The sequence below is a fragment of the Nitratireductor sp. StC3 genome, from assembly GCF_003015025.1.
GTDB classification, from domain to species: Bacteria; Pseudomonadota; Alphaproteobacteria; order Rhizobiales; family Rhizobiaceae; genus Mangrovimarina; species Mangrovimarina alexandrii.
The window spans coordinates 1-12,688 of sequence record NZ_PYBP01000027.1 but is presented as its reverse complement, the minus strand read 5'-3'; the positions used below and the strand labels follow the sequence as shown (position 1 = coordinate 12,688).

Annotated in this window: 11 protein-coding genes and 1 pseudogene; 8 read left to right on the top strand and 4 right to left on the bottom strand. The window is 62.0% G+C overall.

Translation table 11 applies throughout. The annotated features are described in order from the left end of the window. Positions 1-225 precede the first annotated feature (225 nt). The 4 genes from C7T96_RS23680 to C7T96_RS23665 all read right to left on the bottom strand — a co-directional run bounded on the left by C7T96_RS23680 (position 226) and on the right by C7T96_RS23665 (position 4,171). Positions 226-1,674, bottom strand: coding sequence for a TRAP transporter large permease subunit (locus tag C7T96_RS23680; protein ID WP_106573723.1), 1,449 nt, complete (start codon positions 1,672-1,674; stop codon positions 226-228). Then, positions 1,566-2,093, bottom strand: a complete 528-nt coding sequence (locus C7T96_RS23675; RefSeq protein ID WP_106573724.1) for a TRAP transporter small permease — start codon at positions 2,091-2,093, stop codon at positions 1,566-1,568. Before C7T96_RS23675 ends, C7T96_RS23680 begins: the two co-directional genes overlap by 109 nt. A 65-nt stretch (positions 2,094-2,158) precedes the next feature. Then, positions 2,159-3,190 (bottom strand): TRAP transporter substrate-binding protein DctP, encoded by a 1,032-nt coding sequence (gene dctP / locus C7T96_RS23670; protein WP_106573722.1) that lies wholly within the window; start codon positions 3,188-3,190, stop codon positions 2,159-2,161. Between the two features lie 186 nt (positions 3,191-3,376). Next, complete coding sequence (locus C7T96_RS23665) at positions 3,377-4,171, bottom strand: IclR family transcriptional regulator C-terminal domain-containing protein (RefSeq protein ID WP_106573721.1); 795 nt, start codon at positions 4,169-4,171, stop codon at positions 3,377-3,379. Positions 4,172-4,278: 107 nt separating this feature from the next. Here C7T96_RS23665 and C7T96_RS23660 point away from each other — a divergent pair, with 107 nt between their 5' ends. The 8 genes and pseudogenes from C7T96_RS23660 to C7T96_RS24440 all read left to right on the top strand — a co-directional run. Further along, positions 4,279-5,262 (top strand): 3-carboxyethylcatechol 2,3-dioxygenase, encoded by a 984-nt coding sequence (locus C7T96_RS23660; RefSeq protein WP_106573720.1) that lies wholly within the window; start codon positions 4,279-4,281, stop codon positions 5,260-5,262. A gap of 78 nt (positions 5,263-5,340) precedes the next feature. Then, complete coding sequence (locus C7T96_RS23655; protein ID WP_106573719.1) at positions 5,341-6,207, top strand: alpha/beta fold hydrolase; 867 nt, start codon at positions 5,341-5,343, stop codon at positions 6,205-6,207. Between the two features lie 31 nt (positions 6,208-6,238). After that, the gene (locus tag C7T96_RS23650) at positions 6,239-7,021 is read left to right on the top strand and encodes a fumarylacetoacetate hydrolase family protein (RefSeq protein ID WP_106573718.1); all 783 of its coding nucleotides are present in this window, start codon (positions 6,239-6,241) and stop codon (positions 7,019-7,021) included. Between the two features lie 25 nt (positions 7,022-7,046). Continuing rightward, positions 7,047-7,979, top strand: a complete 933-nt coding sequence (locus C7T96_RS23645) for an acetaldehyde dehydrogenase (acetylating) (protein WP_199190568.1) — start codon at positions 7,047-7,049, stop codon at positions 7,977-7,979. A gap of 1 nt (position 7,980) precedes the next feature. After that, a complete protein-coding gene (gene dmpG, locus C7T96_RS23640; protein WP_106573716.1) occupies positions 7,981-9,000 on the top strand; it encodes a 4-hydroxy-2-oxovalerate aldolase in 1,020 nt (339 codons plus the stop codon). A gap of 39 nt (positions 9,001-9,039) precedes the next feature. Further along, positions 9,040-10,674 (top strand): bifunctional 3-(3-hydroxy-phenyl)propionate/3-hydroxycinnamic acid hydroxylase, encoded by a 1,635-nt coding sequence (locus C7T96_RS23635; RefSeq protein ID WP_106573715.1) that lies wholly within the window; start codon positions 9,040-9,042, stop codon positions 10,672-10,674. Positions 10,675-10,734: 60 nt separating this feature from the next. Further along, positions 10,735-12,378: an FAD-dependent oxidoreductase gene (locus C7T96_RS23630; protein WP_146149230.1), complete on the top strand. Its 1,644-nt coding sequence runs from the start codon at positions 10,735-10,737 to the stop codon at positions 12,376-12,378. Positions 12,379-12,586: 208 nt separating this feature from the next. Then, positions 12,587-12,688: pseudogene (locus C7T96_RS24440) on the top strand (IS5/IS1182 family transposase); the annotation flags it as partial.

Here is a 12,688-nt window from a genome sequence, read left to right as displayed (position 1 = left end):
CACGGTGCTATTGGGCACAAGGTGCCGATTTCGTTGCTTGATCCCGATGGCGCAGCCAGCCCGCCATCGTGAAAAAACCGGAAAACTCTACCTTCCGGCGGTCCAAAGAATGGGTTCGGACCATGACGCGGAAAACTCTAACGCGATTCGAGGGCATTCACGGGAGGCAGACCAAGGTCAGGCCGCCCGTCGTTGGAGACACCAAGACCACCAAAAATGTCTCTGCTACCGCAATTGTGCCGGCAGCCAGATCGCGAGCTCCGGAAACAACACGACCAGACCGATCACCAGGTAGATGATCACGACATAAGGCAGCACCGCAGACCAGATGTCGGCGATCGTGACGCCCTGAAGGCGCTCGCAGCCGGGGAGGTCCTTGGTCTGTTCCACGATCCCCTTCAGATAGAAGAGATTCATACCGAATGGCGGCGTCACATATCCCGCCGCGATCGAAATCATCAGGATCACGCCGAACCAGACCGGATCAATGCCGAGCATCTGAACCACGGGCATCAGGATCGGACTGACGATGAAGATGATCGCCGCACCGTCGATAAACATTCCCAAGAGCGTCGTCAGGGCGATGAAGACCAGCAGCATCTCGGTGACGCCGAGTTCCATGCCAACGATATACGAGGCGATGAGATTGGCAGAGCCGGAAAATTGCAGCAATCGCGAGAACAGCGCGCCGCCGATCAGCAACGTCATCACCATGACGGAGACCTGGCCGGAGGTGACCATGACCTCTTTCAACCGCTTCGGGCCGAGTTGCCCGCGCAAGAGCCCGATCACCAGGGTACCGAACGCCCCGATGCCGGCCGCTTCCGACGGCGTCGCGGCACCTGTCCAGATCGCGCCGAGGACGAGAACGATCAGTCCGACCGGCCAGACGATTAGCCTCGTGGAGCGGATCTTTTCTGCGAGTGAGGGCCGCTCATCGTTCGGAATCGGTGGCGCGAGCGCAGGGTTGCGGGCGCAGCGCACCAGCACATAGATGCAAAAACACACAGCGATCAGCAGTCCGGGCACCATGCCGCCGAAAAACAGGCTTCCGATCGGGATGCCGGTGAAGCCGCCAAGCAGGACACCGATTACCGTCGGCGGGATCAGGATGCCGAGTGCGCCGCCCGGCGGCAACCCCCCGAGCGCGAGCCGCACGTCATAACCGCGGCGGATCATCTCGGGCACGGCAAGGATGCCCAGCACCAGCACGGCCGTGCCGCCGATGCCGGTCATCGCGGCGACCAGTGTCGAGGCGATGATGGTTCCGACAGCCAGCCCCCCCGGCACACCGCCGGTCCATTTGTAGATGACCTCGTAAAGCATCGCGCCGATGCCGGTCTTCTCCAGCGCGACTGCCATCAGGATGAACAGCGGCGCGGCAATATAGATCTCCGTGGTCGCCGTCTCGAAGATCGTCGCCGGCAGAAGATGCAGGATTACGGTTCCCTGCAACAGCAGCGACCAGATCAGGGAAACGCCGATAAGAGAAAACGCTACCGGCAGACCGGTTGCGAGAAACAGGATCAGGTTGCCGAAGATCAGAACCGTAGCGATTTCGGGACTCATGCGCCTGCCCTTCCCAAGGCGACACGCAGGTCGCGGACAAATTTTGCGACAATCTGTACGGCCAGGAGTGCACCGCTCACAGGCAGCAGGAACTTGATCGGCCATAATGGAGGCGCAAATAGCGTCGAAGCATGCTGTCCGCGCGAAAAAGCCTTGAAGAAATACTCCCAGCCCGTCCACAGGATGGTGAGCGCGATGAACAGCAGCAATGGGGCGTAGAGGATGTCGAGCCACGCCCGGGCGCGCCCTCCCAACCGTCCGGTGAGGACGTCGACGCGAATATGCATGTCGCGCCGATAAACATCGGCGAGGCCTAACATGACGATCGCCATCATCAGCTGAACGTTGACGTCCCAAGCCCAGATTGTCGGCTGACCCAGAAAATAGCGCGAGCCCACCTCGTAAGAGACCACAATCGCCATGACTCCCAGGAGAAACGACGACACCGTTGCGATACCTGCACTGAAGCGATCCCAAAAGGACGTCTTCTTACCCGCTTGGCTCATCGGACCCGGTGGGCTCATATCTTATCCTCACAACATGTCGTGCACGCTTCCGGGCGACCGCCGGCCGCCCGGAAAACGCTCGATCAATCGAGCTCTCCGTAGTCCTTTTGCTGCTGTTTGACGATCTCGACGGCCTTGGCGGCCAGTTCCGACCGGGCAGCGATTTCGTTCCACAGTTCAAGTGCCATGGTATTCATCCGAGCACGTTCAGCTTCGGAAAGCTCGACCAGAGCCACCCCCGCCGCTTTGATCTTGCCGACTCCTTCGGTCTCGACCGCGGAATAGTTCATCGTCTGCGCGAGATTGCCGTAATACGCGGCGAACTCGATCACGTCCTGCAGATCGTCCGGCAACGCTTCCCAGGTCTCGCGGTTCACGACCCAGTGGCCGACGCCCGTGTTCAGGTTGGGCGAGAGGATCATCGATCCTACGAAACCCTGCAGATCCTGCTCGTGAATGGCCGCAGGGCCGTAGACCATGCCGTCGATGGTCCCCAGTTGAAGGGCGGTATAGAGTTCCGCGCCGGGGACGACAACTGGCGAGGCGCCGAGCTTCTGCATTAGTTCGCCGTACACGCCAACCGCTCGTATCTTCTTGCCTTTCAGATCCTCAAGGGTGTCAATCGGCTCGCGCAGGGCGATGCCGTAGTTGAGGCTGATTATCGCCGGGAACCACTTGACGTTGAAACGGCTCTCATAGGCCTCCTCGATGACCTCCTTGAGACCACGATTGAAGTAGGCATCATAGGCTTCCCACGGCGCCTGCCAGGCCAGCGGCAGTCCGACCTCGACATCCGCCTCGGGAATGTCGCCGCTATAAAAACCACCCCAGGACTGGCTGATGTCGAGCACGCCCTGATCGACCGCCTCGAGCATGCCGGTGACCGACACCAGCGCACCGGCATCATAGACCTCGAACTTGATGCGGCCGTCGCTCATCTCTTCGACGAGCTTGCGGAAACCTTCACCGTTCTTGGTCGCAAAAGCCTGGTTCGACGGATGCGAAACCTGATAACGCAGTGTGAAGACCTCGTCTGCGGCGACAGCGCCTCCGGCAAATGCCGACAACGACGCGGCCAGTCCGACCGCAGCGACAAACTTCCATTGATTGGTCATAAAGCTCCTCCTCCAACAATTGATACAGTTCGCACTCGGAACAGGCCGCCATACGACCCGGCACACGGGTCTGATGCAAGAAGTCGAAGACCGTAGTGCACTGTGTGCACATCGGCAGCGTCGCGCAGTCGCTGATTTTGGGGGGAGGCTACTTGCTGACCGAACCCGGGGAATTGTCGGACCGCGTCAGGTGACCGACAGCGCCGCCCGCTCGGCGGCGATCGCCTTTTCTATCCTGCCGATACAGGCGGCGAACGGCTCCAGATATCGCCTAGCGGCCTCTTCGGGAGACATCGCCGTGGTGAAATAGACAAGGTTGAGCGCCCCGACCACATGCCCCTTGGCGCTCAGAACGGGTTGGGCGATGGCGCTGATCTTGCGCTCGGTTTCCGCGACCGAACTGGCGAACCCGTCACGGCGCACCTTGTCGATGGTGCGCCGGACCAGCGCCTCGTTGCCCAGATCGCCTGCGTCCGGACCGCCGGCGCTGCACACGATCGCACGCATGGCCTCTAGCTCCCGCTCTGTCATGGCCGATATGATCGCCTTGCCGAGCGCGGAGCGCAGAAGCCGCCGACTCTTGCCGATCATTGCGTGATGGATCGACATCGGACTGATGTTGTGGGTGGAGTATTTGATGACGACCTCGCCGAGAACGAAGCTGGCAAAATCGCTGGGCCACAGAACTTCCGACGTGAGTTCGCGGATATAGGGCGCGGCGATCTGCGCATGCAGGTCGTTGGTTTTTATCCCGTCCGCGATCTGCGACAGCTTGGAGGTCAGCGAGACCGCGCCGTCTTCCTCGCGGCGCACGATAAAGCCCTGATCGATCAGCGTGCTGAGAAGGCGATAGACAGTAGTCCTGTCGATTCCCACCGCCTTGCTCAGGATCTGCGGCGACGACCACCCCAATTCGCCGAGCGCCTCGATGATCTGCAGTCCGCGCCCCAGCGCACGCACGTTCTTGTAAGACCCCGTCATTTCCTCGCCTTTCTCCCGCCCCCTCCTGCCTTTGTTCTCACAGCGAACAACCCTGGAAACAAGGTTGTCAAGGAACGGGTCATTTCTCAGGTTCCCGTCACACGTGGATGAGGGGCCGACCAGCGTCCTACGTGCCGGTCCAACAAGGAGAAGTGTCGATGATCGTCGGATCCGTTTGCATGTCCCACAGTCCGTTGCTGGAACGCAACAGCGCCGATGCCGGCATCGAACGGCGATTCGACGCAGCGATCGCGGCTGCGACCGGCTATATCGCCGACCTGGCCCCCGATCTGACGATCGTCTTCCATCCCGACCACATCAACGGTTTCTTTTACGATCTCCTGCCGGCGTTCTGCGTCGGCGCCCAGGCGACCTCGATCGGCGATTTCGGAACCGCAGCGGGCAGGCTTTCCGTCCCCGAAGATACCGCGATGGACCTGTCGCGCTTCCTGCTCGGCGCGGGTATCGACACGGCAATATCCTACAAGATGGAAGTGGATCACGGTGCGGTGCAGCCCGTGGAGATACTTTCGGCCGCGCACGACTTGTCGAACCTGATCCCCGTGTTCATCAATTGCGCCGCCGCCCCGCGCCCGACATTCGAACGCGTTCGTGCATTGGGCTGTGCCCTAGGCGACTGGGCGCGGCAGCGTTCGGAACGGATTTTGATCATTGGTTCGGGCGGACTGTCGCACGACCCGCCCATGCCGGCGCTCGCCAACGCCACCCCGGAGGTGCGCAGCCGCCTCATCAATGGTGGCGAACTGACCCACGCGCAGCGTGTTGCTCGCCAGGCCAGGGCGATCGAGGAATGCAAAAAGGTTCTCGCCGGCACGTCCAAGACACTTCCGCTCGATCCCGCCTGGGACAGGAGATTGCTGGATGGTTTCGTCTCCGGAGACCTGACCACGCTCGACGATTTCAGCGAGGACGAGATCACGGCGACGGGCGGGCGCGGCGGCCACGAAGTGCGCAGTTGGTTCGCCGCACTGGCCGCTCTGGGACCGGACTACAAGGCCGAGGAACTTTTCTACGAACCTATGGACGTCTGGCTGACAGGCATGGGCGTGCTGAAGGCCAGTCCTGCCTGAACTCTTGCGAGTGTCCGTTCGCATACTTGTCCAGCCCGCCCGGCGGCGCCCCGGCCTCACCACGACAGGAGTATCCTGGTGACAACGCAGCACAAATCGATCTGGACCGACCTCACGGCGGTTCCGTTCTCCCAAGGTTTCATTGACGCGGACGGTATCAAGACCCGTTATCTTTCGTCGGGATCGCCCGACAAGCCCTTGCTGATCCTCCTTCACGGCACTGGCGGCCACGCCGAGGCCTACAGCCGCAACATGGCCGCGCACGGCGAGCATTTCTGGACCGTGTCGATCGACCTGGTCGGGCACGGCTGGTCGGACAAGCCGGCAATCGCTTATGAAATCCCCGCCTATGGCGCGCATGTCGTCTCCGTGATCAGGGCGCTAGGACGCGACAAGGCCCACATCTCGGGCGAATCGCTGGGCGGCTGGGTTGCGGCGTGGATCGCCATTCATCACCCAGACATCGTCGCGCGCCTCGTTCTCAACACGTCAGGTGGATGGACGGCGCATCCGGAAGTGATGAAGCGGATCCATCAACTGTCGATGGAAGCGGTGCGTGATCCCAGCTACGAGCGGATTCGCGAACGTTTGGAATTCCTCATGCACGACAAGACGCAGGTCAACGACGACCTCGTCGAAACCCGCCGGGCGATCTATGCCCAGCCCGGCTACATCGCGACGATGGAGCGGGTGCTGTGTCTTCAGGACATAGAAACCCGCAAGCGCAATATGCTCAGCGACGATGACACGGCCAGGATCAAGGCACCGACGCTGGTGCTATGGACCTCGCACGATCCCACAGCGACACCCGAGGAAGGCCGGACGATATCCCAGAAGATCCCCGGCGCCCGCTATAAGGTGATGAACGGCTGCGGGCACTGGCCGCAGTTCGAAAATGCGCCGCAATTCAACCAGTTGCACAGCGACTTTCTTCTGGGTCGCTGATGCGCGAACGAGCCAACAGGAGCTTCAGGATATGACCGCGAGCATCAACGATATGGCGGCGGCGGTGTTCGAGGCGCGCTCGAATCTGCGCCAGATCGCGCCGTTGCGTGAGACGATGGGCCTGTCCCGGATCGAAGACGCGATGGCCGTGCAGGAAGCCGTCACCATGACATGGCTCGATTCCGGCCGCCGCCTGGTCGGCCGGAAGATCGGCCTGACCGCCGAAGCCGTGCAAAAACAGATGGGCGTCGATGAGCCGGATTTCGGCGTGCTATGGGCCGACTACTCATTTTGCGACGGTGACACCGTTCCCATGGCTCGCTTCATGCAGCCGCGTGCAGAGGCCGAGATCGCCTTCGTCATGGATCGTCCCCTGACCAATCCCGACTCGAGCATGACCGACGTCATCCGGGCCGTCGCCTACGCGGTTCCCGCGCTGGAGATCATCGACAGTGCCATCACCGACTGGAATATCGGACTGGTCGATACGGTGGCCGACAACGCTTCCGGCGGCGGTTTCGTGTTGGGCAAAAGCCCCCGCCGGACCGAGGACGTCGACCTGCGGCTATGCGGCATGATCATGAACCGCAACGGCGAGCAGGCCGCGCTCGGTATCGGCGCGGCCTGCCTCGGCCACCCGCTCAACGCCGTGCTGTGGCTGGCGCGCAAAATGGCGGCGATCAGACGCCCCATCGAAGAAGGGGATGTCATTCTTTCGGGCTCGCTCGGACCGGTCGTGCCGATAGCGGCAGGTGACGAGTTCTCGGTCGAGATCCAGGGCTTCGAACCATTTCATGTCGGGTTCGCCGGCTAGGGGTTTATGGGTGGAAACAAAGACAATGAAGCAGAAAGTGGCCATCGTCGGCTCGGGCAATATCGGTACCGATCTGATGATCAAGATTCTCAAATCCTCCGAAATGCTGGAAATGGGGGTCATGGTCGGCATCGACCCGGAGTCGGACGGATTGCGATTGGCCGCCGAGCGCGGCGTGGCGGTAACGCATGAGGGTCTGGAGGGGCTACGTCGCCTGCCGGATTACGGCGCAATCCGCATCGTGTTCGATGCGACCTCGGCCGGAGCGCATCTCGATCATGCACCTATGCTGCGCGCCGACGGCAAGCAGGTTATCGACCTGACTCCGGCAGCCGTCGGCCCCTATGTTGTGCCCGTCTGCAACATCGATGAACACATGGCCGCCCCCAATATGAACATGGTGACCTGCGGCGGTCAGGCGACGGTACCTATTGTCTATGCGGTCAGGCGCGCCGTGGACCGGCTGATCTACGCCGAGATCGTCGCGTCCGTGTCATCGCGCTCGGCGGGTCCAGGCACGCGCGCCAACATCGACGAGTTCACCCAAACGACCGGTCAGGCTATCGAGACGGTGGGAGGCGCCGAACGCGGCAAGGCCATCATCATCCTTAACCCGGCCGAACCGCCGATGATCATGCGCGACAGCGTGTTCACGCTGAGCCAGGGCGGCGACGAAGGGGCGATCCGCGCCTCGATCGAGGAAATGGTCGCGGCCGTGCAGACCTACGTCCCCGGCTATCGGTTGAAACAGGAGGTTCAATTCGAACGGATCGGCGAGGACGAACCGGCCATGATCCCCGGCATCGGCCGCGTTGCCGGGTTGAAGACCTCCGTCTTTCTTGAAGTGGAAGGCGCCGCCGATCACTTCGCGGCCTACGCCGGCAACCTCGACATCATGACGTCGGCAGCCAAGGCGGTTGCCGAGCGCTGGGCGCAAACCCACGCAAGGGAAATTTAACATGAGCGTTACCGATCCCCACCGACTCTACATCCAGGACGTGACGATGCGTGACGGAATGCACGCACTGCGTCACACGATGTCTCTCGCGACCGTCCAGGCGATCGCCTCCGCACTCGACCAAACTGGCGTCGACGCGCTTGAAGTCACACATGGCGATGGATTGTCGGGCAGTTCCTTCAATTATGGATTCGGAAGCTGTTCTGATCTCGAGTGGATCGCCGCCGCCGCCGATGCGGTCAAAACCGCTCGGGTAACCGTTCTCCTTGTGCCGGGTATCGGGCTTGCCAGTGATCTCGTAGACGCCTATGCCGCCGGAGCGCGCTCGGTACGGATCGCCACGCATTGCACAGAAGCCGACGTGTCGCGTCAGCATATCGTCGTGGCCCGCGATCTCGGCTACGACACAGCGTGCTTCTTGATGATGAGTCATATGGCCGACCCCGAGCAGTTGCTCGAGCAGGCGCGGCTGATGGAGAGTTATGGCGCGGAATGCGTCTACGTGGTCGACAGCGCCGGGGCGATGTTGCCGGAAGATGTGGATGCGCGCGTCCGCGCTCTTCGCCAGGGGTTGAAACCCGAGACCGAGGTCGGCATCCACACCCATGAAAACCTGCATCACGGCATCGCCAATGCGATCGCCGGCGTGCGGGCGGGCGCAGCGCGTGTGGACGGCTCGCTCGCCGGATTGGGCGCCGGGGCGGGCAATGCGCCGATCGAGGCGATGATCGCCGTGTTCGACCGCATGGGAATCGAGACTGGATGCGACTTTGTACGGCTTGCGGCGGTGGCCGACGACGTGGTCCGGCCGCTGATGGACCGTCCCGTACGCGTCGACCGGGAAAGCCTGATGCTCGGTTATGCCGGCGTCTATTCGAGCTTCCTTCGCCACGCGGAAAAGGCGGCCGCCGACCATGGCGTTCCCGCCGGCGAAATCCTCGTCGAATTGGGTAAGCGCAAAATGGTCGGCGGACAGGAGGACATGATCGTGGATGTTGCCCTCGACCTGCTCAAGAACTGACGGCACCCGGACCGGCGGCGCGATAGGAGACTAGAGACCATGACGGGCAATGCGAACACCAACTTGCCGAAAAAGGTGGACGTGGCCATCGTCGGCGCCGGCCCGGTTGGCATGACGATTGCTAATTTTCTGGGTGCGCGCGGCGTCTCGACGCTGGTGCTGGAGCAGCGCAAGGAACTCATCGACTACCCGCGCGGCGTCGGCATGGACGACGAATGCCTGCGCAGTTTTCAGGCGCTCGGCCTGGCCGACGAGATTGCCGCCAACACCACCCCCGACCAGAAGATGCGCTTCGTCACAGCGCAAGGCAGAACTCTGGCTTCGATCGAACCGAAGACGCGGGTCTTCGGCTGGCCGCGACGAAATTCTTTCATTCAGCCGATGGTCGACGCCATCCTCCATGCTGGCCTTGATCGCTTCGACAGCGTGACGACGGTGATGGAAGCCGAAGTCACCGCGTTTGACGATCAGGGCGATGCCGTCTTTGTCGACGTTTCGCGCCGCGGTGTCACGGACCGGGTCGAGGCGCGCTGGCTCGTCGGATGCGACGGCGGGCGGAGCATCGTCCGCAAGAGCCTTGGCATCGGCTTCGAAGGCGTCACCGATTCCACCCGCTGGGTCGTGATCGACCTGCACGACGACCCGATCGGGCGCCCCGGATCCTACCTGCACTGCGTTCCGGAACGGCCCTTTGTCTCGATCGCGCTGCCGCACGGCAAGCGCCGGGTCGAATTCATGGTGTTCGATAAGGAGAAGGAGGAAGCGCTGTGTTCGCAGGAAGGCGTGCGTAAACTGCTCAGCCGCGTCATGCCGCGCCCCAAGGACGCTCGCGTGATGCGCAGCCGGGTCTACACCCACAATGCTCGCCTCGCGCGCCGGTTTCAGAAGGGGCGCGTGTTCATTGCCGGCGACGCCGCACACCTTATGCCGGTCTGGCAGGGTCAAGGTTACAATAGCGGCATCCGCGATGCCACGAACCTGAGCTGGAAGCTGGCAATGGTCGCCAGGGGCGAAGCCAGCGAAGCCCTGCTCGACAGTTATGACCGGGAACGCCGCGATCACGCCAAGGCGATGATCGACCTGTCGGTGACCGCAGGCAAGATATTCTCTCCGACGAGCAAGACCGTCTCGTGGCTGCGCGACAGGCTGGGACTTCTAATGAACGCGATTCCGCCGGTCAAGCGCTACTTCGTCGAGATGCGCTTCAAGCCGATGCCACGATATCACGACGGCGTGATCATGAAGACCACCCACGACAAGGTGGAAGGCAACGCAACCGGCAAGATGTTCCCCCAACCCGGCGTTTTCGACACCGCCGGCGTTCGCCGCCGGCTCGACGACATTCTGGGGCTCGATATCGCCATCCTGTCCTGGGGCAACGATCCGCAGCTTTTCCTGAAACCCGACGAGTGCGCGCGCTGGTCGAAACTGGGGACGCGCTTCTTCGCTGTCGTTCCGAATACCCAGCACCGAAGCTTCCAGGGCAACATTCTTCCGGGAACCGAGATCCTCGGGGATGCCGACGGTGCGCTGCATGAATGGTTCGCCGACCAGGGCGGCGATGGAAGCATCGTGTTTCTGCGTCCCGACCGTTTCGTGGCCGGCATTGCCAACCCACAGGATATCGGCCGCGTCAGCGCAGCATTGTTGAACGCCTTTCACGCTGCACGCTGACCAGTGTGCGTGCAACGGGGCCGACGGACACATCACTGCTCGGCGCAGGTGGTCCAAAACGTGGCGAACGACGCCAAGCCCTACAGCAGGAAAGTGATCATGATGGACGCAACTCCTTATTTCACCGACATCGTCGTGGTTGGCGCCGGCGCCGGCGGCCTGACCGCTGCAGCCGTCGCCGCCAGTGAAGGGCAACGGGTCATCCTGCTGGAGAAGAGCCGCTATGTCGGCGGCACCGCCGCGGTTTCCGGCGGCGCGGTCTGGATCCCAAACAATCCGCACGCTGTCGCATCGGATGTGGAAGACAGTTACGAGAACGCCCGGCTCTTTCTCGATACGGTTGTGGGGGATCTGGCCAGCGCCGAGATGAAGGATGCGTTCCTGCGGCGTGGTCCCGAGGCGATCGCGTATGTTGAGTCCAGGACTGATCTGCACTTTTCGGCGCGCGCTTACGGACCGGACTATCTCGACCTGCAGGGGGCGAGCCTGGGTGGGCGCCTGATGGACCCGGCCCCGTTCGACGGCCGGGAGCTCGGCGACCGGTTCAAGGATCTTCGCCCGCCGCTGCCGGAATTCGGGCTGTTCGGAAAGATGATGGTCAACCGGGCCGATCTTGAAGCCCTGCTTGCCGCGCGCCGCTCGCCGAAGGCTGCCATCCATTCGGCCCGCATCGTGTCGCGTTACTTTCGCGATCGCCTGCGCGGATACCCGCGTGGAACCCGGCTTTTGATCGGCAACGCCCTCGCCGCCGCTCTTTTCAAGACATTGCTGCGAAAGGGCACGCCGATCTGGCTCGAAACCAAGACAATCCGCCTGCTGAAATCGGACGGGCGGATCACCGGCGTTGAGGTCGAATGGAACGGCGCGCGAAACATCATCAACGCTTCCGCCGTCGTCCTCGCTAGCGGCGGCTTCCCCGGCTCGGCGCAGATGCGCGCGCGCCTGCTTCCCGAGTCACCGCAGCCACTGTCGGCCGCGATTGCCGACAATACTGGCGACGGCATCGCCCTGGCTGAGGAAGTTGGCGGAACGGTCGCCGAAGGGAACTCCAACGGAGCCTACTGGTCTCCCGTTTCGTTGGTGCCGCGTGACGATGGCTCGGTGGCGCATTTCCCCCATCTGATGTTCGATCGTGCCAAACCCGGTCTTATCGCGGTTACCAGCAGCGGCCACCGGTTCACCAACGAGGCCGACTCCTATCACGAGTTCGTCAAAGCGATGCTCAGGCATGGTGCCGAGTATGCCTATCTGATCGCCGACAACACGTTTGTCGGCAAATACACTTTCGGGCCAGTGCCACCGCAATCTGCCATGCGGCAGAAATTCCTGCGGTCCGGCTATCTGCTCAAGGCCGACAGCGTTGCCGAACTAGCCCAAAAGACCGGAATCGAGCCCGAAGCGTTGAGTGCAACGATATCCCGCTACAACGGTTTCGCCGAAAAAGGGCTGGACGTGGATTTCAACAAGGGCGGTTCGCCCTATAACCGGTATCTCGGCGACGCCGGCAATGCGGGCAATCCCTGCCTGGCGCCAATCTCCAACGGACCGTTCTATGCGATCAAGGTATTCAAGGGTGACATTGGTACCTGCCGCGGCCTGGAGGTGAATACGAATGCGCAGGTGCTAGGTTCGGACGGGATGCCGGTACCCGGCCTCTATGCTTGNACCCCCCCCCCCCGCCATCCCTCGCATATGGCAGCGTGACCGGGCTTGAGATTTCCCGCTATGTTTCTCTGCAATCCAAGAAGGTGAACTTGCGAGTCGGACCTGGAACGCAATACGCGATCAGATGGGCCTATGTTCGTGCCGACATCCCGCTCGAAATCATCGCGGAATACGGCACCTAAGCTAGGCTCAGGACCTATTAATTCCTTTTGAGATGTGATTCACAGTCTTTGAGAAGGAGGCCGTGATGGGTGATTTGTTTCTGCTGAGCGAGGGCCAGATGGCGCGGATATCGCCGTACTTCCCGCTGTCGCATGGTGTGCCGAGGGTCGATGACCGGCGGGTCGTG